The 22,759-nt window shown below is 59.7% G+C and carries 20 protein-coding genes; 10 read left to right on the top strand and 10 right to left on the bottom strand.

Going from position 1 to position 22,759, the window contains the following annotated elements; translation table 11 throughout:
* The first annotated feature begins 83 nt into the window (after window positions 1–83).
* Window positions 84–1,634, top strand: coding sequence for a hypothetical protein (locus RCJ00_RS12600; protein WP_316222310.1), 1,551 nt, complete (start codon window positions 84–86; stop codon window positions 1,632–1,634).
* Here the strand turns inward: RCJ00_RS12600 and RCJ00_RS12595 are convergent, their stop codons facing one another.
* On the bottom strand, window positions 1,635–2,741 hold the full coding sequence (locus RCJ00_RS12595) for a tetratricopeptide repeat protein (protein ID WP_316222308.1): 1,107 nt from the start codon (window positions 2,739–2,741) through the stop codon (window positions 1,635–1,637). It lies immediately after the preceding gene.
* A gap of 65 nt (window positions 2,742–2,806) precedes the next feature.
* Complete coding sequence (gene thrB, locus RCJ00_RS12590) at window positions 2,807–3,772, bottom strand: homoserine kinase (RefSeq protein ID WP_316222307.1); 966 nt, start codon at window positions 3,770–3,772, stop codon at window positions 2,807–2,809.
* 195 nt (window positions 3,773–3,967) lie between these two features.
* Between thrB and RCJ00_RS12585 the strand changes: the two genes are divergently transcribed.
* A complete protein-coding gene (locus tag RCJ00_RS12585) occupies window positions 3,968–4,960 on the top strand; it encodes a cysteine synthase A (protein ID WP_316222306.1) in 993 nt (330 codons plus the stop codon).
* Between the two features lie 74 nt (window positions 4,961–5,034).
* Here RCJ00_RS12585 and gcvA read toward each other — a convergent pair whose 3' ends face one another.
* Window positions 5,035–5,997 (bottom strand): transcriptional regulator GcvA, encoded by a 963-nt coding sequence (gene gcvA, locus RCJ00_RS12580; RefSeq protein WP_316222304.1) that lies wholly within the window; start codon window positions 5,995–5,997, stop codon window positions 5,035–5,037.
* Between the two features lie 121 nt (window positions 5,998–6,118).
* Here gcvA and RCJ00_RS12575 point away from each other — a divergent pair, with 121 nt between their 5' ends.
* Window positions 6,119–7,225, top strand: a complete 1,107-nt coding sequence (locus RCJ00_RS12575) for an NAD(P)/FAD-dependent oxidoreductase (protein ID WP_316222303.1) — start codon at window positions 6,119–6,121, stop codon at window positions 7,223–7,225.
* Window positions 7,226–7,289: 64 nt separating this feature from the next.
* Here the strand turns inward: RCJ00_RS12575 and RCJ00_RS12570 are convergent, their stop codons facing one another.
* Window positions 7,290–7,721 (bottom strand): group III truncated hemoglobin, encoded by a 432-nt coding sequence (locus RCJ00_RS12570; protein WP_316222302.1) that lies wholly within the window; start codon window positions 7,719–7,721, stop codon window positions 7,290–7,292.
* Between the two features lie 106 nt (window positions 7,722–7,827).
* Here RCJ00_RS12570 and RCJ00_RS12565 point away from each other — a divergent pair, with 106 nt between their 5' ends.
* From RCJ00_RS12565 to RCJ00_RS12540, 6 genes are all read left to right on the top strand, one after another.
* Window positions 7,828–8,175 (top strand): GFA family protein, encoded by a 348-nt coding sequence (locus tag RCJ00_RS12565; protein ID WP_316222300.1) that lies wholly within the window; start codon window positions 7,828–7,830, stop codon window positions 8,173–8,175.
* Between the two features lie 113 nt (window positions 8,176–8,288).
* Complete coding sequence (gene cysG, locus RCJ00_RS12560; protein WP_316222298.1) at window positions 8,289–9,668, top strand: siroheme synthase CysG; 1,380 nt, start codon at window positions 8,289–8,291, stop codon at window positions 9,666–9,668.
* Complete coding sequence (locus RCJ00_RS12555; RefSeq protein WP_316222297.1) at window positions 9,665–9,970, top strand: DUF2849 domain-containing protein; 306 nt, start codon at window positions 9,665–9,667, stop codon at window positions 9,968–9,970. Before cysG ends, RCJ00_RS12555 begins: the two co-directional genes overlap by 4 nt.
* Window position 9,971: 1 nt before the next feature.
* On the top strand, window positions 9,972–11,615 hold the full coding sequence (locus RCJ00_RS12550) for a nitrite/sulfite reductase (RefSeq protein WP_316222296.1): 1,644 nt from the start codon (window positions 9,972–9,974) through the stop codon (window positions 11,613–11,615).
* Entirely contained in the window at window positions 11,602–12,111 is a 510-nt protein-coding gene (locus RCJ00_RS12545; RefSeq protein ID WP_316222295.1) for a DUF934 domain-containing protein, read from the top strand. Before RCJ00_RS12550 ends, RCJ00_RS12545 begins: the two co-directional genes overlap by 14 nt.
* Before the next feature lie 11 nt (window positions 12,112–12,122).
* The gene (locus tag RCJ00_RS12540) at window positions 12,123–12,869 is read left to right on the top strand and encodes a phosphoadenylyl-sulfate reductase (RefSeq protein ID WP_316222294.1); all 747 of its coding nucleotides are present in this window, start codon (window positions 12,123–12,125) and stop codon (window positions 12,867–12,869) included.
* Window positions 12,870–12,955: 86 nt separating this feature from the next.
* On the opposite strand, the gene RCJ00_RS12535 is transcribed toward RCJ00_RS12540, so the two are convergent.
* Complete coding sequence (locus RCJ00_RS12535; protein ID WP_316222292.1) at window positions 12,956–13,516, bottom strand: lipocalin family protein; 561 nt, start codon at window positions 13,514–13,516, stop codon at window positions 12,956–12,958.
* 149 nt (window positions 13,517–13,665) lie between these two features.
* On the opposite strand from RCJ00_RS12535, the gene RCJ00_RS12530 reads away from it, so the two are divergent.
* Window positions 13,666–14,106: a BLUF domain-containing protein gene (locus tag RCJ00_RS12530; protein WP_316222291.1), complete on the top strand. Its 441-nt coding sequence runs from the start codon at window positions 13,666–13,668 to the stop codon at window positions 14,104–14,106.
* Here the strand turns inward: RCJ00_RS12530 and RCJ00_RS12525 are convergent.
* The 5 genes from RCJ00_RS12525 to RCJ00_RS12505 form a co-directional block, all read right to left on the bottom strand.
* Window positions 14,095–15,258: a sensor histidine kinase gene (locus tag RCJ00_RS12525; protein ID WP_316222289.1), complete on the bottom strand. Its 1,164-nt coding sequence runs from the start codon at window positions 15,256–15,258 to the stop codon at window positions 14,095–14,097. The genes RCJ00_RS12530 and RCJ00_RS12525 overlap by 12 nt on opposite strands.
* Before the next feature lie 104 nt (window positions 15,259–15,362).
* On the bottom strand, window positions 15,363–16,028 hold the full coding sequence (locus tag RCJ00_RS12520) for a protein phosphatase CheZ (protein WP_316222288.1): 666 nt from the start codon (window positions 16,026–16,028) through the stop codon (window positions 15,363–15,365).
* 9 nt (window positions 16,029–16,037) lie between these two features.
* Window positions 16,038–16,460: a response regulator gene (locus tag RCJ00_RS12515; protein WP_316222286.1), complete on the bottom strand. Its 423-nt coding sequence runs from the start codon at window positions 16,458–16,460 to the stop codon at window positions 16,038–16,040.
* A 144-nt stretch (window positions 16,461–16,604) separates the two neighbouring features.
* Window positions 16,605–21,116: a glutamate synthase large subunit gene (gene gltB, locus RCJ00_RS12510; protein WP_316222285.1), complete on the bottom strand. Its 4,512-nt coding sequence runs from the start codon at window positions 21,114–21,116 to the stop codon at window positions 16,605–16,607.
* Window positions 21,117–21,118: 2 nt separating this feature from the next.
* Window positions 21,119–22,588 carry an NAD(P)-dependent oxidoreductase gene (locus RCJ00_RS12505; RefSeq protein ID WP_316222284.1) on the bottom strand — a complete coding sequence of 490 codons (1,470 nt, stop codon included), beginning with the start codon at window positions 22,586–22,588 and terminating at the stop codon, window positions 21,119–21,121.
* Between the last annotated feature and the right edge of the window lie 171 nt (window positions 22,589–22,759).

The following is a 22,759-nucleotide window of genomic DNA, read 5'->3' as shown; positions in this document are numbered from 1 at the left end:
CCTTAAGCGTCAGGCTTGATACAATTGCCGCAAACTCTCGCCCAGATGGTCTGCTAAGCGAAGCCCCTAACAGGGGCTTCTTCATGCGCACATCCGCCTATCTTACACTCACCGGCTTTACGCTTACCGGCCTGATACTGGCCTCTTCGGTCATGGCGCAGGGGATGGGCCAAGAAATGGGCATGGGTCAAGGTATGGGCGGTGGCCCGGGCGGCGGACGTCACGGAAAACGCGGCCAGGGCGAGCAGGCGCCCGCACAGGATAGCCCCGCCATCATGCGGCCCGCGCCTACCGTTGTGGCCGTAGCCACGCGGCTCCAGGGCGTAGTAAGTGTCGTGGGTGAGACAAAGGCTTTCAAGGCCACCAACATCCCCTCCGATAAACCCGATATGTCCGGCCTGTACGCCCTGCGAAATGCCCAGGTGACACTGGATACGGTAACGATCACGACCTCGGGCGCGGCGACACTGGTCGACAATACTCGCCAATACGGTATGAATTCAGCCTTGCTTATCGATAGCGGCGCCAGCGTGACCGTGCTTGGTGGCCGCATAGACACGCGCGGTCAAGGCGCGACGGCGGCCTACGTCCACGGAGACGGTACCGACCTGCGCGCAACTGGCGCCAGCCTCACCACGGCGGGCAGCGGCGCATACGGTATTGAAATTCGCCCCGGTAGTGCATTTGAGGCGACAGACGTGTCGGTCGCCACACAATCCGATCATGCCATTGCCGTGTCCATTGAGGCGCATGGCCCTCCCGTTAGCCTAACGGGGGGGCATTTCACGACCGCCGGGCCGTTATCACCCGCGTTCCTACTGGGCAGGCCGCTTGTGGCTTCCGGCGTATCCGCCGAGGCCCGTCGCGCCGAAGCCGTTATTGTCACAGGTCCACACCCTATCCATTTCACCGATAGCCACCTGTCGGGCGACTACGCCGTCATGCTGTATCGCCCGGCCGAGGCCGGCGATGCGGCAGAGCATGACGGCCCGCCCGACGGCGGCCAATTCGGTGGGCGCCACCCCAGCGACGACAGGCCTGGTGGGCGCCAACAGGGCGACAAAGGCCAGATGGGCGACCACCATGGCCGAGCGGGCCAGGCCACAGGCATGCGCCCGGTAACCGACATGATGACGGCGGCTGAACAGGTCAATGACGGATTAAGTCTTAAAGGCGGAACCGCGAACGGGCGACGGGCGGTGTTTTACGTCACCAATATGCGCGCCCGCATCGCGCTCGACACGGTTGAACTGCGCAGCACCAGCGGCATCATCTTGCGCGCGGCGGCCGATCAATGGGGTGAATTGGGTCGCAATGGCGGCGACGCCACGCTTGACGCCCGTCATCAGACCTTGACCGGTAATTTCGTCACCGACGCCATAAGTCACATTGCGGTCAATCTGAACGAAGAGTCGCACTTTACCGGCATTGCCACGCATAATACCGACGTGGCGCTGGATGCCACCAGCACCTGGACCCTGACAGCAGACAGCGCCGTCGGAGTGCTGAACGGAGACCGGTCACGCATCGACAGTCAGGGCCATACCCTGCGATACGACACATCACGAAATCCGGGTCTTAACGGCGCGACCTATCCCCTTCCCGGCGGTGGCCAATTAATTCCAGGTCTGTGATCAATGCGGACGTGGCCAATAGAGACCCGGGTGGGCCGCAAGCCAGATATCGGCGCGGCGCCGACCTTCGACCTTTTCATCTTCTGAAAGCCCTGGAAAAATGTCCCTTTGCCATGACAACTGGCGATAGGGACTACGAAAAGACAGAACGTGCCATTTCCAGGCTTCTGCACGATCCCGCCTGACAAAAGCGCCCTCAAGGTAATAATGGCTCAGCGATTCCTGGGCCTCGGAAACATCCTTCTCCGCTGCGGCAAGCCACCAGTCGGCAATCATGGTTTCAGTCTCTGTGTCCGGCGCCTGACCTTCAGGCGGATAGTTATGGGCCCAATAGAGTTGGGCCGGAATGAAACCCATATCAGCGGCGCGTTTTTCCATTTGCATGCCGCGCGCGCTGTCTTCCGGCAATTGCTGACCCATCATAAGTTCCGCGCCGAAATAATATAGTCCCTTGGCGCTGCCATTCCTGGCCGATGTCTCCAGCCATTTCAAACCCTGAGCAACATCCGGCTGAGGCTCCCTGAACAGAAAGCGCCTGCCCAGCCGCCATTGCGCTTCGGCGTCACCGGCCGCCGCTTCCCGCGCCAGCCGGTCAAAAACCTCGGTATAGGAGGTCACGGTATCGCCATAGACATAGAGATCGTCCAGCACCTCCCAAGTCGATTCATCGCCCTGTTGCGCCGCCTTTACATACCATCCATAGGCTTTGATGTAGTTGGGCGCGACAGAAAACGGGTGTTCCCATAGTTGGGCAAGCGCACTTTGCGCTGGCAAATAGCCCTTCCAGGCCGCGCTTTCGTACCAGGCAAACGCCATAGCTTCGTTGTAGAACTCACCCTGAGGATCATTGTAAATTTCACCCAGCCGGGTTTCAGCCTCGGCGTCTCCGGTCAGCGCGGCCTGCCCATACCAATAGGCCGCCCAAGCCTGGTCAGACGTAAAGCCCGGTGCCCGGCCATAGTGATAGGCCTCTCCCAAGGCCAGCATGGCAGACACGTCACCCGCACGCGCCTCAACCTTGAGCTGGCGTATCTCAGCGGCGGAGCGAGCTGGAGTGCTAAGCGCCATCGCAGGAGTGCCGGTCGCCAGTATCAAGACCGCTAGCACGCAACACAGACCTGACAAATTTTGCTTAAACATCACATACCGTAACCATCCGCTACAGAAGGGCATCAGAAATAGGTGTGGCCCGTCTGGATGCCGCGATGATAGTCGAGCCGCCGGTAAAAGGCTTCCGGATCCTTGGGTTTCACCACCCAGGACGGATCGTGATTGAGCAGATCATATAGCCGGGTCAGCGTAAACCGTACGGCGGAGCCACGCGCGAACAAAGGCAAGGCACTGATTTCAGCTTCCGACAACGGGCGCGTGTCATTGTAAGCCTTCAAAAAGGCCGAGATCATATTCGGCAGGGCTTGCCCGCCAGGGGTAAAGCCCCACGCGTTGAGCGATACGGCCAGATCGTAAGCATAGGCGTCTGTACAGGCGTAATAATAGTCGATGACGCCCGTGACTTGGCCGTCATCGTTCATCAGCACATTGTCGGTGAAATAGTCGGCATGGATAGCGCCGGTCGGCAAGCCCGACGGCCAGTTGCCCTGGAGAAACGCCAGTTCCTCGCGGAAATCAGCCAATATGTCCTGAGCACGCTCTGACCGGGCCGCCCCGGGCTCGCAGCGCGCGATCAGGCCGGGCCAGGCAGCCAACCCCATGGCATTTTCGCGATACTGCGGAAAGTCACCGCCGACCAGATGCAGCCTGGCCAGATATTCCCCCGCCGAAGCCGCATGGCGCACATCCGGGTTGCGTGGCCAACGCCCCGGCAACCACTTGATCAAGGCGCATGGCTTCCCGTTTATCCGCCCAAGCGATTGCCCGTCACGCGTCAAAGCCGGCCCAGGCGCAGGATAGCCCTTGCGGTCGAGGTAGAGCGTATAGTCCATAAACCACGGCAAGCCGTCTTCCGGCGTCGCTGCTTCGAACAGGGTCAGGGCATATAGGCCAGAGGTCGTTTCCACTTTGAAGTTGGTATTGGATACGCCTTCTTCGATGCCCTCGAGATGAATCAGCTCGCCTATATCATAGGCGGTCAAATAGGCGCGGGCGTCCTCCAGGGATACGGGGGTAAAAACGGCCATTCGCCTTCTGTCCTGGTCCTCAAATCGTTGTCGCAGCCGCTTCGGCGGTGGCGCCATATAGACATAAAGCCGTGATCGCCAAAAGCTTTTCCTTGTCGGCTTGAACCAGAATGTCTAAATCGCCGGCTTAGAATCCATCGCTTGGGTCTGCGGTCCCGATCTGATAGCAAGCCAAGCCTCAAAAGGACTCCCGCTATGGCCAAAACCGTGACTTCCGTCGTCGATCTGATCGGCAATACGCCCCTTATTCGCCTCAAGGCCGCGTCCGAGGCGACCGGATGCGAGATTTATGGCAAGGCCGAATTTCTCAACCCCGGACAGTCCATCAAGGACCGCGCCGCTCTGTGGATCATTCGCGACCATGAGAAAAAGGGGAATCTGAAGCCCGGCGGCCACATCGTCGAAGGAACTGCCGGCAATACCGGAATCGGGCTGGCGCTGGTCGCCAACGCCTTGGGGTACAAGACCACCATCGTCATTCCGCGCACGCAGGCGCAGGAGAAGAAGGACGCCATTCGCGCCTTTGGGGCCGAATTAATCGAGGTTGATGCCCTGCCCTACGCCAATCCCGGCAACTATGTTCGCTATTCCGGAACGCTGGCGCAGGAATTGGGCGCAGTTTGGGCCAATCAGTTCGATAATGTCGCCAATCGCCAGGCCCATATCGAAGGCACCGGCCCGGAAATCTGGGCGCAGACGAGCGGCAAGATCGATGGCTTTATCTGCGCCGTCGGCTCGGGCGGTACCTTGGGCGGCCTCAGTCTTTATCTCAAGGAAAAAAACAAGGACATCCAGATCGGCCTGGCCGATCCGTTCGGCGCGGCGCTGTATAGCTATTACACCACCGGCGAACTGAAATCGGAAGGCACCTCTATTTCCGAAGGCATCGGCCAGGGACGCATCACCGCCAATCTCGAAGGAATCGCGATTGACCGCGCCTATCAGGTGGCCGACAGCGAGTGGCTGCCCGTCCTGTACGATCTTATCCAGAACGAAGGCCTGTGCCTCGGCACGTCTGCGGCCTTGAACATCGTCGGCGCCATGAAGATGGCCAAGGACCTGGGCCCGGGCAAGACAATCGTCACCGTCCTGTGCGACTACGGCAACCGCTACGCCTCGAAGATCTTCAATCCACCGTTCCTGCGCGAAAAAGGCCTGCCGGTACCGCCGTGGATGGCGGCCGACTAGGGCTTTTTGATCTAACGCACCTTTGCTCCGAAATGTGCGTCACACCTTTGGAAAGTGCTCTCTTGGCCGCTTCCTTAAATATCCTGAGCCGCAAAGACCGGCGTTTCCGCCTGGGCTTTTGGCGCGCTGGCGTCGCGGCGGGCTTCGGCACGCAGCCACTCCATGAAACGCAGTTGCGCCGCGGTCGGTTCGCGGGTTTGCGGCCAGACGAGATAATAGCCGTATTCCAGCGGCTTGTCCTTTTCGTCAAACAACACCATCAACCGGCCGGCCTGCAGGTCGGCCTCGGCGATGGTGCGCTTGGCCAGGGCGACGCCGCGACCGGCAACCGCCGCCTCAATGACCATGGACGACTGGTTGAAACGCGGCCCGCGCGAGGCATCGACGCCGTCGACGCCATGCGCCTTCAACCACATCGCCCAGTCCGGGCACGATGGATCGGTTTCAAATCCCACGTCATGCAACAGGACATGGTGACTGAGGTCAACGGGGCGCTTCATCGGTGCGGCTTCGAACAACAGGGGCGAACAGACGGGGACGACAGCTTCGGCCAGCAGGTGTTCGACGTTCAGGCCATTGTAGTGGCCGTTGCCGTAGCGGACGGCCAGATCGATATCGGAAACGGCGAAATCGACGGGCGCCATATCGGCACTGACCCAGATGTCAATATCGGCATTAGCGGCGCTAAAGTCATACAGGCGCGGCATCAGCCATTTGGCCGCGAAACTTGGGGCTGCGGACACGGTGACGCGCCCCTTCTGGCTGCCCTGCTTCATCAGGCGCGTCGCCTCGAACATCTTTTCGAAGGCTTCCTTCAGAATCTGGGCCGACGCCTTGCCCGCCTCGGACAGGACAACGCGGCGCCCGTCACGCACGAACAGTTCGACACCGACATGCTCTTCCAGCAAACGAATTTGCTGAGACACGGCACCGGGTGTCACAAACAATTCCTCGGCGGCCTGCTTGAAACTTTCATGCCGTGCAGCCGCTTCGAACACCCGAAGCGCCGACAGCGGCGGCAAACGATCACGCGACATAACTATCCCCGACTTGGCTCCCGACCTGGCCTCTTTAGCCTCAGTTGCCCTTAAGCGAGCGCTTCTTTATAGCGTTTTCAAGTTTAATAAAACTAATCCCTGATACTATTTGGAGAAAAAAATGACCCTGGATGCCGAAGCCAATCCGCTTCATCACATCGATGCGCTGGAAGCCGGTCAGACCTGGACCACCGACGTGGTGGTCATCGGCGCGGGGCCCGTGGGCCTGTTCAGCGTATTCGAGCTTGGCCTGCTCGATATCAAATGCCACCTGATCGACATTCTCGATAAGGTCGGCGGACAATGCGCCGAACTGTATCCGGAAAAGCCGATCTACGACATTCCCGCCTGGCCGATCATTTCCGGCGACGACCTGACCAAGCGCCTGCTTGAGCAGATTCATCCCTTCGGCGCCAAATATCATCTCGGCGAAATGGCTGTGGCGGTGCGCAAAATCGAAGAAGGTGAGCATGAAGGCCTGTGGGAAGTGACCACGGACCAGCAAACGGTCGTCCGTGCCAAGGTGATCGTTATCGCCGCAGGCGGCGGCTCGTTCCAGCCCAAGAAACCGCCCATCCCCGGCATCGATGGCTTCGAAAACATTGGGCCGGGCGTCGGCGTCCACTATGCCGTTCGCAAGATGGAAGCCTTCCGCGATAAGGAAATCGTCATTTCGGGTGGCGGCGATTCCGCGCTCGATTGGACGCTCAATTTGCAACCCATCGCCAAGCGCGTCACTCTGATCCACCGTCGTGACGACTTCAGGGCCGCACCGCACAGCGTCGCCAAGATGCGCGAGTTGGTCGCCGAGGGAAAAATGGACCTGGTGATTGCCCAGGCGACGGCGCTCAAGGGCGAAACCTCGCATTACCTTGAAGCCGTGCATATTGAGGACGCGGACGGCGTGGCCTCAGAGTTGAAGGCGGACGCCTTCCTGCCCTTCTTTGGCCTGACCATGAAGTTGGGACCGGTTGCCGAGTTCGGGCTCAACCTGCATGAAAACCTGATTCCGGTGGATACCGAAAAGTTCGAGACATCGACCAAGGGCATCTTCGCCATTGGCGACATCAATCACTACCCAGGCAAGCTGAAACTTATCCTGTCGGGCTTCCACGAAGCCGCCCTGATGGCTCAACAAGCCTTCCGCTATGTTTATCCGGACAAGAAGCTGCGCTTCCAGTACACGACCTCTTCCTCGGAACTGCAAAAGAAGATGGGCGTAAAATAGCGGGGCCACGCACCCTGCAATCCACGCGTTTAGAGCGCCTCTTCGTCCGTGACGGAGAGGCGCTTCAGTGTGTGGTGTTATCCGGCCGGAAAAACAGCCCCAGCTTCAGGCTTTCCCCAATGCGGCTGGCGCGGATCATGAAATAGTCCACCGCCGCCTCGCCAGGCGCGATATCGCGCAGGGTCTGTTCGAACAGATATAGCCACTCGCCGAAATGGGCCGCCTCTATCGTCCTGACCTTCAAATGTGCCTGCATTGGGCGGCCGGAATAAACGCCGGCATTAAGCGCAACAGATTCCCAGAATTGTTTGAGTTTGGCGAGGTGGTCGGGCCAGTCTTCGACCACATTGTTGAAAACCGGTCCCAAGTGCGGATGTACGCGCACCTGATCATAAAATTCATCGACCAGACGCGAAATAAAAGCTTCGTCCACCCCGATGGCGGCCGCCTCCTGGCGGATTTTCTGGCGGGCGGCAAGGGCGTGTTCTGAACTCATTTCGAAGGTTTATCATGCTGACATAAGCCGGTACATGCGACGCGTTGTCTCCGATTGTTTTCTTATGCGCGGCCGAATACGGTCCGGCAAACACAGGAGCAGACATATGTTGCATCAGGGAAGCTGCCATTGCGGCCAGATCGCCTTTGAGGTCGAAGGCGATTTTACCGAAGGGTTGGATTGTAATTGTTCACTGTGCCGCCGGCGCGGTGGTCTGTTAGCCTTCGTGCCCGCTGACGCCTTCCGGCTGAAAACGCCGGAAAATGCCCTGTCGACATACCGGTTTAACACACGGGTGCTTCAACATCATTTCTGTGCCAATTGCGGCATCGCACCCTTTTCAGACGGTCAGAACGGCGAAGGCGCAGCGACGAAGGCCATCAATCTGCGCTGCCTACCCGATATGGATCTCGACGCCCTGAAGATTACAAAATGGGACGGGGCCCATCATTGAGCTGACCTAATGCGAAAGGCGACAAACCATCGCTTTTCATAACGGGTTTAAAATCCTACATATAATCCTGTTGAAGGGGCCAGGACGTCTGGTCCCTCTTTTGGTTTGTCGCGATGCTTGCTTTGCCCCTGTCATGGCCGCTGGAAAACCGTCAGGTCGTCCTGATCGGGGCCGGCGCCTGGGCGACTCGTAAACTGACCCTGCTTCGCCGCACGCCCGCCACCCTGCACCTGTTCGCCCCGCTGGCTGACCTGGCTGACGCGCTACCGCGCTGGCCGCAACCCGCCGAACTGGCCGACGCTGCGCTCATTATCGTCGCGTTCGAAGACCGTGCGATGGCGGAAAAAGGTGCCGCCCTGGCCCGCACCTCGCGCGCCCCACTCAATGTCGTCGATTTCCCCGATCTCAGCGATTTTCACGTGCCTGCCATTATCGACCGCGGTTCTTTAAGCATTGGCGTCGCCACGGGCGGCACCGCACCGGTCCTGGCGCGTGAAACGCGGCGCAAGATCGAGGCGGCCGTCCCGCCGTCCGAGACGCATGTTGCTGCCTTCGCCACAGCACTTTCGCCCCGCTTGCGCGAAATTTTTCCGAACACGGATGATCGCCGCCGCGTGTGGGAAACTCTGCTACAATCGCCCGCCGCCGAAGTGGCGCGCACCGGTCGGATCGACGAAGCGCTCGCCCTCGCCCTGTCCCATATCGACGCGCCGCGTACCGGCGTGGTCCACCTGGTCGGCGCCGGTCCGGGCGATCCGGAGCTTCTGACACTCAAGGCCCTGCGCCTGCTCAGCGAAGCCGATGTCATCGTCTATGACCGGCTGGTCGGTGACGGAATCATGGACCTGGCGCGGCGCGATGCCGACCGCTTCTATGTCGGCAAGGAACGCTCTAATCATTCCGTGCCGCAGGCGCAAATTCACGAACTGCTGGTCGAACAGGCGCGGCTGGGCAAGCGGGTTGTGCGCCTGAAAGGTGGCGATCCCTTCGTCTTCGGCCGGGGCGGCGAAGAAGTGGAGGCTCTGCGTCAAGCCGGGATCGATGTCCATATTACGCCGGGCGTCACGGCCGCCTTGGGATGCGCTGCATCCGCCGCCGTCCCACTGACGCATCGTGACCATGCCCAATCCGTCACCTTCATCACCGGCCACGCCAAGGACGGCGACAGCGAAAATAACCCGCTGATGCTCGACTGGTCGGCCCTTTCGGCGCCGCATCACACCCTTGTCGTCTATATGGGTGTCGCAACGGCAAAGATCATTTCGGACAAGCTGATGTCGCACGGGCGCATGCCCGACACGCCCGTCCTCGTCATCGAAAACGGCACCCGACGGAATGAGCGCCGAATGCAAGTGTCGCTATGCACGCTGGCCGACGCGCTCCACGCCACGCCGCCAGAAGGCCCGGCCCTGGTCATTATCGGAGAAGTGGCCGGCCTCTATCAGGATACGGCCGCGGCCGTGATTACCGAGACCCTCAGGATAAACGCATGAAATTACTGACCGCCAATCGCCTGACGGATGGTCTGACGCTCTGGCACACCGGAACCGGATGGAGCGAAGACGCGGCCAACGCCGCCCGCCTCGACGACGAACAGGCTGAAACCCTGTTGGCCGAATGGAAGACGCGCGAGACGGAAGTAGTTGCGCCCTATCTCATCCCGCTGACATCTGACGGCAATCTGGTGCAACGCGAACAGGTGCGCGAATTCGTCCGCGCCAACGGTCCGACCATCGGCCAGACCGCCGACGCCCTTTCGCAGGCCCATGGCCGCGCCGACATTTTCGAGAGCTGAAATGTACGTTTACGATTCCTTCGATCATACCTTTGTCCGCGAACGCAACGCCGAATTCGCCGATCAGGTCGCGCGTCGCCTGTCCGGCGAACTGAGCGAAGACCAGTTCAAGCCGTTGCGCCTGATGAATGGCCTCTACCTGCAGCTCCACGCCTACATGTTGCGCATCGCCGTGCCCTATGGCGTCCTGTCGTCGAAGCAAGTGCGCAAGCTGGCCCACATTGCCCGCACCTATGATCGCGATTTTGGCCATTTCACCACGCGTCAAAACCTGCAATTCAACTGGATCAAGCTGGCTGACACGCCGAAGATTCTGGAAGAGCTGGCCGAAGTCGAGATGCACGCGTTGCAGACCTCCGGCAATTGCATCCGTAACACCACGACTGACCAGTTCGCCGGCGCCGCGCGCGATGAACACACTGATCCGCGCCCCTGGGCCGAGGTCATCCGTCAATGGTCGTCGATCCATCCCGAATTCACCTTCCTGCCGCGCAAGTTCAAAATCGCGATTACCGGCGCCACCAAAGATCGGGCGGCTATTCGCGTCCACGATATCGGGCTGCACGCCAAGCCGGAAGGCTTTGACGTCTATGTCGGCGGCGGCATGGGCCGCACACCGCACCTCGGCCACCTGATCAAGTCAGGCCTGCCCGGCGAGCAGTTGCTGAGCTATCTCGAAGCCGCCCTGCGCGTCTATAATCGGTACGGTCGCCGCGACAATATCTACAAGGCACGGATCAAGATTTTGGTGTCCGCCCTGGGGCCGGAAGAGTATGCCCGTCAGGTCGAAGAGGAGTGGAACACGCTCGATAAGGCGAAGATCGACGCCCCGTCGGCGGAAATTGTCCGCATCCAGAGCTTCTTTCCCAATCCGGCGTTTACCGACAAGGCCTTCGATCGTGTCGCCTTTGAACGCGCTCAACTTGCCGATGCCGCCTTCGCCCGCTGGGTGAAGAACAACACCCATGCCCATAAGCGCGACGACCACGTGTCGGTGACGATTTCGCTGAAGCCGGTCGGTTTGCCGCCGGGCGATGCGTCGTCGGCCCAGATGGACGTCATGGCCGACGTCGCCGACCAGTTCGCCTATGGCGAACTGCGGGTCAGTCATGAGCAGAACATCATCCTGCCGCATGTCGCCAAGACCGACCTTTACGATCTCTATCGTCAGCTTGATGCCGTCAATCTCAGCACGGCCAATGGCGGCAAGATCACCGACATGATCGCCTGCCCGGGTCTCGACTATTGCGCCCTGGCAAATGCTCGCTCCATTCCGCTGGCGCAGGATATATCGCAGCGTTTTGCCGACGCCGAGTTGACGGACAAGATCGGTGATCTCCAGATCAAGATTTCCGGTTGCATCAATGCGTGCGGCCACCACCATGTCGGCCACATAGGCATATTGGGCGTCGATAAGCAGGGCATCGAATTCTACCAGATCCTGCTGGGCGGACGTGCCGATGAAAAGGCCGCGCTCGGCCAGATTACCGGCAAGGGCTTGTCGGCCGAAGCCGTGCCGGCCGCCATCGAGCGCGTCGTTCAGCTTTATCTCAAACTGCGGACGGATGAGTCCGAGCGCTTCATCGATGCGCTCGAACGCCTTGGCCGTGACACCTTTGCGGAGGCGCTGCATGAGCCAGCTTAATTCATCTCATACGCCTCAGCTTGTTACCTCTGACGGCGATATCATCCCTGACGGATGGACTCTTCTGTCCGACGAAGACACCACCGGCGTTGACGGTCCCTATGTGCTCGGATTCGATCGCGCCCTAAGGGATCTGGACGGTCTGAACGGTCACTATGGTGTCCGTGTTAATCCGGCAGACGATGTTCGGCTTTTGCTGCCCTTTATCGAAAAGATCACCCTGATCGAGGTCGCCTTCCCCGGTTATCGCGACGGTCGTGGCTATTCGACGGCACGTATTCTGCGTGAAGAAGGCTATACAGGCGCTATCCGTGCCGTTGGCGACGTATTGCGCGATCAACTTTTTCACATGCTGCGCTGTGGCTTCAGTGAGTTTCTGGTGAAGGACTCCGATCCGGCCGGTGCCATCACCGCCGCCAAGACGCGTTTCACGACATTTTATCAGGGCGCGGCCGATGCCAAACGCCCCGCATGGGCGTTGCGTCACAACGCTTAAGGACATCGACCATGACGGTCTTGATAGACATACTAAAGGACCATAGGACATCCGAAGGTGCGGGCCGCGCCGCGGCCTTGAGCGCCGCCTGGGAACACCTGACCGCGCAGGAAATCCTGCAGCAGGCGATCCACGAGCAATTCGTCGGGGATATCACGCTGTCGTCATCGTTCGGCGCCGATTCCGCTGCCCTACTACATATGGTCGGACAGATCGCGCCTGACCTACCCGTTCTGTTCCTCGATACCGACCGGCATTTCTTTCAAACCCTGCAATATCGCGATGAACTGGCAGCGCGTCTGGGCCTCAAAAACGTCATTAATCTGAAGGCGGACGAAAGCGAAGCCGCAGGTGAAGACGCCAAGGGCACGCTTTGGCGGACCAACCCGGATGCCTGCTGCGATCTGCGCAAGGTGCGGCCTCTAAGCCGCTTCATGGACGGCTACAGCGCGTGGATTTCCGGCCGGAAACGCCACCAGAGCACCACCCGCGCGAGGTTGCCGATTGTCGAATTCGACGGTCGGCACTTCAAGGTCAATCCGCTGGCGACCTGGACATCGGACGATATCGAAGCCTATTTCAAGAACCACGATCTGCCCCCGCATCCACTGGTCGAACAAGGGTTCCCGTCTATCGGCTGCTTTACCTGCACCAAACCGGTCGCCGCCGGGGAAGACGCGCGCTCGGGCCGCTGGGCCGGTACTGAAAAGGTTGAATGCGGAATCCATAACCCGATCTATGGCGGTGACGGCATCTAAGCCGTCGCGCCTAACACCCTGCATCTGACTTTTGACTCGTGGCGCCTAGCCGGGCCGACCGAGCTTATCCGAGGCGCCATGTTGGCTTAGTGCCGCGTCATGCGCACCATGTCCCAATTATAGCCCAACTCCCGTGTGCGCGCCTCCAAGGTGTTGCGCGTCATCTCGTCGAGTTGGGACGCGCGGCTAAGCAGCCACAGATAGCGTCCCGACGGTTCTCCGACAATCGACCAGGAATAATCGCTGGCGTGATCAAGCACCCAATAATCGCCGACATAGAATGGACCAAAGAAAGAGACCTTCAGCTTGGCGTTATCGCTACCGCTGAGCACCTTGGCCTTACCGTGCGATGTTTTGACCGGGCCACTGAGGCCACCCTTGTGACAGGAATTTATGACATCGATCAGCCCATCCGGACGGGCGCGATATTCGGCCGTGACACCTTCACAGTCTTTTTCAAAGCGGTTTTCATAGCGGCCGACCTCGTACCACAAGCCGGCATATTGTTCGAGATCTACCGGTTTCTGCGGCTGAGGAACGGACGGATTGCCAACAGGCCCCAAAGACGCAAGGCTGGCGCAGGCGGTCAGGGCCACCGCTGCGCTACCGAGCACAACAAGGGGAAAAACAAGGCGATTGGGCTTCATAAGTCGTCTCCGAAAAGGCATTTCCCGCTGGAAAATCCACATTTCGCAATAAAATTTCAATGAGGTGCGCGCCGAAAAACGGCCTTAACGCGCTCTCAATATTTGGCGCCCTAGGTGTTGTTATAGCCCATCCCTCCAGCCGCAATGCCATGTTCCAGATTATTTATCATAGCCGCTACACCGTTAGCGCCAGCGGCTTAAGCACGATCAGAGACATCCTCTCGGTGTCGGAAACCAACAATTACCGCAACGGCATAACGGGCTTTCTGATTTTCGATAAATCGAGTTTCGTTCAGGTTCTGGAAGGGGAACGCGGCGCGGTGGAAGACACCTACCTGCGGATCTGCAACGATCCCCGCCACAGTCGGCCTACCGTGATTGAAGCCCGGGATATGGGCGACCGCGCCTTTCCGGACTGGGCGATGGGCGGATTCATACGATCGCCGGAAGCGCAAGATATCTATGCCCGCCATGGCCTTACCGGCGGACTCGAGGCATCGAGCCTGACCGCGGATCAGGTCATTGGCCTGGCCCAGGACCTCGCCGCTTCCGAGCAATTGCGGCAGGCGAGGCGCACCCTAGGCCGGTAAGGTAAAGCTGAACGTACTGCCCTCGCCCGGCTTGGAGCGCACAGTGATGTCGCCACCGCACAGCCGCAGGAACTTACGGCAAGTCGACAGGCCAATACCTGTGCCGACATAGTCGTCGAAGCTGTGCAGACGTTGGAAAATCTGGAAAATACGCTCATGAAAGACGGGATCGATGCCGATACCGTTGTCCGTCACGTCAAACCGCCACATCGGCCTATCCGTCGACCGGCCCCGCGTTTCCCGCATTGCGGTGATAGTAATCTCCGGCTTGCGCGTTCCATCCTGGAACTTAAGGGCGTTACCGATCAGGTTCTGCAACAGAATGCGCATCAAGGTGGGGCTGGTCTCAACGACGGGGAGAGCTCCTGCGGTGATGAGCGCTTGCTTTTCAGCAATGACATCCTGAAAATCCGGCATGAGGTCATCCAGAACGGCCTGAACATCCACAGATTCCAGCTTGACCTCTTCCCGGCCAATTCTGGAAAAGCCGAGGATGTCCCTAATCATCGTCTGCATACGGACGGCATTGTCGCGGATATAGCGAACATGGGTCATATTGGCTTCGTCAAGCTGGCCCGCCGCTTCCTCCGCCAAAATGCCGGCGAAGGCGTGCATCATGCGCGCCGGCTCCTGCATATCGTGTGAACACACGTAAGCAAAGCGTTCCAATTCCTCGTTGGATTGGCGCAGGGTGGCATTGAGCTTGAGAATCTGCTGGCGCTGGAGATAGAGATCGAGGAAGACCTTGACCTTGCTCTTCATCAATTCCGGATTAAAGGGCTTGAAGATATAATCGGCAGCACCAATGCCGGCGGCTTCGGTAGCGAAATGATCTTCCTTGCTGATCGCAGTGACGAACAATATGGGGACGCCGCTCATGGATGGCCTCGTCTTCATGAGACGGGCGGTTTCGAACCCGTCCATCCCCGGCATCTGAACGTCCATCAATACAAGGGCAAATTCGCGTTGCAGCACCAGATCGAGGGCTTTTTCGCCGGAATCCGCCGTGACCATGACCGCCCCGAGGGGTTTCAGGAGCGCTTCGGTAGCCAGAAGATTCTGCCAACGATCGTCGACAATGAGAATGCTGGGCGGGTCCATGCCTGTCACCTCCGGTCCATAGCCGGCGCGATGAGTTGAGATCGCGCTCATGCCGCTCTCCAGTTGGTCACTTGATTACATCGAAATAGTCCGCATCAAACTAAGCATACGCAACCGTACGATGAAATCACATTTTTGTTTCATGCACTCGACGACTAGTCGAACAAGGCGTCGATATCGTCCTGAGAATTTAGTTTATCTGCATCGGAGGACGTGGCGTCTGCGCTAAACAGGTCATCGATGTCCGCCTGCTGCGTCTCTGGACCGCCTATCGCCGGGCCGTTCAGCAGCAGATCGCGCTGGCGTTTTTCTTCCGCCGTCAATTCAGGCGGGGAGGCGTCATCAAGGCCGATCGCTTCTGCCAGCCGACTGACGCGTTGTTCTATCTGGGTCAAGACCTGAACAATCTTCGAAACACGCTGGCCGGTAATGTCCTGAAACGAGCAGGCTTCGAAAATCTTCATCACCTCGTCATCGACACGGTCCTTGACGTCAGGCGCAGAGGCGTCCAGGCCCAGCATGGTTTCGGCAGCCGTCATAATGACATTTGTCGCGTTTTCCGTATCGCGCGTGATGGCCAGCAATTCTGCGCCGGCGGTCGGCAGCCGGGTTTCGGAAATGTCCTGGGGCCGCAGCGAACGGATTTCGCTCTTGGCCTTGTTGATTTCGTCGGCAATGGAGATGAAATCCCCTGAGCGACGGGTATCGAGCCGGACAAAGAAGGCATTCATGAGGGAAACCAATTCCTCAGACGTGCGCATGGCCGTCTGAAGCATCGGATCGAATTCAGGTTCGGATTTGGGCGCGGCGGCAAGGGTCATATGCGCGGCCTATCCGGCCGCCGAAAGGGAGTTTTCGGCCCCGTTTCGCGTCCAGAAGGCATCGACGTCTTCGCACACCTGCTTCACGTCATCATAGAAAAAGGGCTTAGGCAGCAGGAAGTTGACGCGTGCCCGTCGCGCCTTGTTCAACGCCGTTGCGCCAGCATCTGGATTGTCAATCTGGCCAGCGGTCATGATGGCGATAGGCACCTGAGGCGCCATTTCGCGATACACCTCCAGATCGTCGAGCGTATTGCGCGCTTCGATAAAGACGTCCAGCACCAGCAAGCCGAAGGATTGGGTGCGCAACTGTGCCAGAGCATCCGCCTGGTCAACGACACAAATGGCCTCATAGCCAGCCCGCTGAAACATCTTGCTGATGATAATGGCCTGGGTCCGGCTGTCTTCCAATATGAGGACGCGTCTGGACATAAAATTCCCCTTGCTTGTCTCCGATTTCAGTAAGCAAAGAAAACGCTTAATATCTCGTTATTGACGTCTGGCGCTGATAATGAAAAAGGCGGCCCCGAAAAGCCGCCTCGTTTATTATACCTAACTAGCCTGTATTCTGTAGTCTCAGGCCGACTTAGCCTGCTTTTGCTGGATAGCCAGTATCTCGTTCGGCATGACCTCGACAAAGGCTTTCAGGCTATTGTCCCAGTCGTCCAGTATGGCCTGAGCGCGGGGTGAAGCCGTCCGGTCAAGATGCGCCGTAACCAAGGCCTTCAGCCGCTCAACATTGGCGTCAGGAACGCCACGCAGAGTAATGCCTTCGGGATTGACGTAGCTGGCGAGAGTCTGGTCCGGATCGTAGACGTAGGCGACGCCACCGGTCATGCCTGCGCCGAAATTGGCGCCGACCTTACCGAGGATGACGACTTCGCCGCCGGTCATGTATTCACAACCGTGCGCACCGACGCCTTCGACCACCGTCGTCGCGCCGGAGTTACGCACGGCGAAGCGTTCGCCAACGGTACCGGCGATATAGAGCTGACCCGAGGTGGCGCCATACAGCAGGGTGTTGCCAGCCAGGGCCTGGTTTTCCTGCCAGGCCTTCGGACGGATGACGATGGTGGCACCGGACAGGCCCTTGCCGACATAGTCGTTGGCCTCGCCGATGAGGTTGATCGTCAGGCCCTTGACGGCGAACGCACCGAGTGACTGACCGACCGAGCCCAGCAGTTCGAGCTTAAGGTGGCCCTCATCGAGCGTGTTGCCGTATTTGCTGACAATATGCGACGAGGTGCGAGTGCCCACAGCGCGCATAGTGTTGCGCACGTCATAGGTCAATTGCATCTTTTCCTTGCGCTCCAACATATAGGCGGCATCGCGGACGATCTGGGCGTCCAGCGTATCGGCCACTTCGTTGATCTCGTCCGCCGCCGTGATCGTCGCGCCCGGATCGAGATCGACGCGAACGAGCAGCGGGTTCAGGTCGAGATCGTCGAGATGGATGCCACCGCGCGATATCTGCTGCAGCAGGTCGGTGCGTCCAACCGCTTCCTGAAGCGAACGCAAACCGAGCGACGCAAGGATTTCACGCACTTCACGGGCAATGAAGGTGAACAGGTTGATGACCTTTTCCGGCGTGCCGGTGAACTTGGCGCGCAAGCGCTCATCCTGAACGCAAACACCGACCGGGCAAGTGTTCGACTGGCACTGACGCACCATCAGACAGCCCATAGCCACCAGAGACGCCGTACCGATGCCAAACTCTTCGGCCCCCAGCAAGGCGGCGATGACAATGTCACGGCCGGTACGCATACCACCGTCCGCGCGCAGGCGGATTTGGCCGCGCAGATTGTTCAGGGTCAGGACCTGATGGGCTTCGGACAGGCCCAGTTCGAACGGCAAGCCGGCGAACTTGATCGATGACAGGGGCGATGCGCCGGTGCCGCCGACATTGCCTGCGACGAGGATGGCGTCGGCCTTGGCCTTGGCCACGCCGGCGGCGACCGCGCCGATGCCCGATTGGGACACCAGCTTAACCGTGACGCGGGCACGCGGATTGATTTGCTTCAGATCGTAGATAAGCTGCGCCAAGTCTTCGATCGAGTAGATGTCGTGGTGCGGCGGCGGCGAGATCAGGCCAACACCTGGCGTCGAGTGACGCATGCGGGCGATGAATTCCGTGACCTTGAAGCCGGGCAACTGGCCGCCTTCGCCGGGCTTGGCGCCCTGGGCGACCTTGATTTCGATCTCGCGGCAGTTGTTGAGATATTCGGCGGTAACGCCAAAACGGCCCGAGGCAATCTGCTTGATGGCCGAGTTCGGATTGTCACCGTTAGGACGACGGTGATAACGCTCTGGGTCTTCCCCGCCCTCACCCGATACCGAACGGGCACCGATGCGGTTCATGGCGATATTGAGGGTCTCGTGCGCTTCCGGTGATAGGGCACCGAGCGACATGCCGGGCGTAACAAAACGCTTGCGGATTTCGTTGACGCTTTCGACTTCCTCGATGGCGATGGCTGGCGCCTTGCCTTCCCAGGCCAGCAGATCACGCGGCGCGGTGGGCGCCTTTTTCGACATGTCGGCGATCAGGCCCGAATACTTCTTGAAGACTTCATAGTCGTCGCGCGTCGTCGCGTCCTGAAGCAGGTGGATCAGCTTCGGCTGGTAATAGTGCGTTTCACCGGCCGCACGCATCTTGTAGAAACCGCCGATCGGAGTAACCGGCTTCTTGGCCCAGGCGCTGAGATGCAGCTTGGTCAGCTTCTGTTCGATGCCGGACAGCCCTATGCCGGAAATGCGCGAGGTCACACCGGGGAAATATTCGGCAACGAGGGCGCGCGACAGGCCGAGCGCCTCGAATTCGTAACCGCCGCGATAGGACGAAATGACGCTGATGCCCTTCTTGGCCAGGATCTTCATCAGACCGGCTTCGATGGACTTCTTGTAGTTCAGGAAGGCCTTGTGCTCATCCAGGCCGGGATAGCGGCCCTGGGCCAGGCGTTCCTGCAGCAATTCGAGCGACAGATAAGGGTTGATGGCTGTAGCGCCAACCCCGACCAGAACGGCGAAGGCATGCGGGTCCATGGCTTCCGACGTGCGCACGACAATAGACACGAACGAACGCAGACCCTTTTGCACCAGGCGCGAATGCACGGCCGCGGCGGCCAGGATCATGGGGACGCCCAGACGGTCTGCGCCCAGCGCTTCGTCGGTCAGGACGATCATGCTGGCCTTGTCATTGGCGACAGCCGAGATGGCGTCGTCACGCAGGCTTTCTAGCGCCCGCGACAGGGCAGCGCCCGGGACAGCGTCTTCATGCGGCACGGGGAAAGTACAGTCGAGCTTAGCGACGTGGCCGACATTGTCGAACGTGACCATACGCTCATACATCAAGGTTGTCAGGAACGGCGATTCCAGAACGAACACATCGGTCTGGGCTTCGTCTTCCGCCAGGATGTTGCCGAGGTTCTTGAAGCGCGTCTTGAGGGACATGCCCTGGGATTCACGCAGCGGATCGATCGGCGGGTTGGTCACCTGGGCGAAGTTCTGACGGAAATAGTGGGCCAACGGGCGCCACTGTTCCGACAGGACGGCCAGGGGCGTATCGTCGCCCATGGAGCCGATGGCTTCCTTGCCGTCCTTGACCATGGGATCGAGGACGCTGTCGAGGTCTTCCAGGGTGAAGCCGGCCGCGATCTGACGGCGATGCAGTTCTTCGCCCTGATACTGCCGCGGCTCAGGCCCCGGCGCGATCAGGGGCTCAAGCTCGACCATGTTTTCCAGCCAGCCCTTGTAATCGTGCTTCTGGGCCAGTTGATCGATGATTTCGCTTTCGGAATAGAGCTTGCCATCCTGCAGGTCGACCGCGATCATGCGCCCGGGCGCGATATGGATGCGGCGGGTGACGCGTTCATCCGCCACGCCGGTCATGCCGGCTTCCGAACCGACGATCAGCAGGCCGTCCTTGGTTTCAGTAACGCGCAGCGGGCGCAGGCCGTTGCGGTCCTTGCCCGCGATGACCCAGCGGCCGTCGGTGGCGCAGATGGCGGCCGGGCCGTCCCACGGTTCCATGACGGCGTTGCAGTAGGCGTACAGCGCCTTGTTCGATTCCGATACCGTCACGTCCTTGCCGGCGGCTTCGGGGATCAGGAGGGCCTTGGCCATAGGGGCAGACCGTCCGGCACGGACGAGCAGTTCAAAGACATTGTCGAGCGCCGCCGAATCCGAGCCGCGCGGCTGGATCACCGGCTTCACGTCGCTGGCGTCACCGCCGAAGGTCGTCGCCGCCATGCGAATTTCGTGCGACTTCATCCAGTTGATGTTGCCGCGCAGGGTGTTGATTTCACCATTGTGCGCCAACATGCGGAAGGGTTGCGCCAGGCGCCATTCCGGGAAGGTGTTCGTCGAGAAACGCTGGTGGAAAATGGCCACCGACGAGACGAAACGCGGGTCCTTCAGGTCAAGATAGAAATCGTCGACCAGTTCAGCACGGAACATGCCTTTGTAGATCAGGGTCTTGGCCGAGAAGGAACACAGGTAGAAATCGTTGATGTGCGCGTCATCGACCCGCTTTTCGATGCGGCGGCGGCACAGGAACATGGCGCGTTCGAGAGCTTCGCCTTCCAGGCCCGCCGGGGCTGCCATCATGATCTGTTCGATTTCCGGGCGGGTGGCCGAGGCGCGTTCGCCAAGTTGAGCGACATCCACGGGCGCCTGGCGCCAGCCATAGAGGAAAAAGCCGGAGCGCAGGACTTCGGATTCGACGATGGTTCGCGCGGCTTCCTGGGCGCCCAGATCGGCACGCGGCAGGAAGACCTGGCCAACCAGGATCGGGCCGGGACGCGGCTTGTGGCCGATACGTTCGACCTGCTCGCGGAAGAATTCCTGCGGCACATTGATCATGATGCCGGCGCCATCGCCAGACTTGCCGTCGGCATCGACCGCACCGCGGTGGAATAAGGCCTTCAGCGCCTTGACCGCCAGTTCGACGACATCACGGCGTTCCTTGCCGTCGATGGCGCAGACGACACCGACGCCGCACGCCGAGATTTCCGATTCCGGATCATAGGCATGGCCGTCGATGAGACGTTGACGTTGGTTTTGATAGTGGGCGTACGAGTCAAAATGGGTCATGATTATTCCGCGGCTCCCAGCGCGTAGGAAGCGTCATCGTTGGCGTTGGCCGGAACGAGGAGTTCGGTTTGAAGATAATGGTGGATGTCGGCGGCGGCGTCTTGGCCTTCACGGACCGCCCATACGACGAGCGAGGCCCCCCGCACGATGTCGCCGGCGGCGAAGACGCCCTTGACCGTGGTGGAAAATTCGCCAGCCATGGTCTTGAGCGTACCCCAGCGGGTCACTTCCAGCTTCGGTTCATTGAACATCAGCGGCATGTTTTCCGGTTCGAAGCCTAGTGCCTCGATGATCAGGTCGGCGGGGAGATCGGCTTCGTTGCCGTGGATATCCTCGACACCCTGACGGCCTTGTGCGTCCGGGGTTGTCAGGCGCATGCGCTGGATCTTCAGGCCTTCGACCGTTTCGGCATCACCGAGCACCGCCTTGGGGGCCGACAGCCATTCGAAACGCACGCCTTCTTCCTCGGCATTGGCGACCTCACGGTCGGAGCCCGGCATATTGGCGCGGTCGCGGCGGTAGACGCAGGTAACTGACTTGGCGCCCTGGCGGGTTGCCGTGCGCACGCAGTCCATAGCCGTATCGCCGCCACCAATGACGACGACATGCTTGCCATTGGCGTCGAGCCGGCCGTTGGCAAAGTCTTCGATCTGGTCGCCGAAGCCGACCTTGTTCGAGGTAATCAGATAGTCCAGAGCGGCGACCACGCCTTTTGAGCCGCATCCCGGCACGCTCAGGCGACGTGCCTTATAGACGCCGGTGGCGACCAGGATGGCGTCATGCTTTTCGCGCAGGTCGTCAAAGGTGATATCGGTGCCAATATCGCAGTTCATGACATACTCCACACCGGACTGCGCCAGACGGTCGGTGCGGCGCGCCACGACGTGCTTTTCCAGCTTGAACGAGGGAATGCCATAGACCAGCAGGCCGCCGGCACGGTCATAGCGGTCATAGATGGTGACCTTGTAACCTAAGGTGCGCAGACGGTCGGCGGCGGCGATGCCCGCCGGACCCGCGCCGATGATGGCGATGGATTGCGACCGCTCGGTTTCCGGCACGATCGGTTCGATCCAGCCGTTTTCAAAGGCCATGTCGCCGAGATACCGCTCAACGCTGCCGATGGTGACGTTCTGCCAGCCGGACTGCTCCAGCACGCATGACCCTTCACACAGGCGATCCTGTGGGCAAATGCGGCCGCAGATTTCCGGCAGGGTCGAGGTGGCCGACGACAGCTCCCAAGCCTCCTGCGGACGGCCTTCGGCGGTCAGGCGCAGCCAGTCGGGGATGTTGTTCGACAACGGGCAGCCGTGCTGGCAGAAGGGGACGCCGCATTGCGCACAGCGCGATGCCTGATGCGAGGCCTGTGTCGGTTTGAAGTCGGCGTAGATTTCGTTGAAGTTCTCGATGCGTGTCTTCGCATCTGTCTTCGACGGCGTCTTTTTGACTTCAATCACGAAACGGTTCGTATCCATACGATCACCCTTTTCTACTCAAAACGACCTTTTCAGGCCCGGTACTCTTCGCAGGTGCTAAAAGCGTAAAACGCCCCCGAAGAAAAGTTCAAATCTCAGTTCCGGCAAGGGTCTGTCAGCTTTTTTACCACAGATGACATATTTGCCGTTGTTGTTTCTAAAGTAACCAGT

The organism is Asticcacaulis aquihabitans (genome assembly GCF_032490435.1).
In the GTDB taxonomy this organism is placed as follows: Bacteria; Pseudomonadota; Alphaproteobacteria; order Caulobacterales; family Caulobacteraceae; genus Asticcacaulis.
Note: the sequence above shows the minus strand (reverse complement) of the source record. Positions and strands in the feature narration are given on the sequence as shown.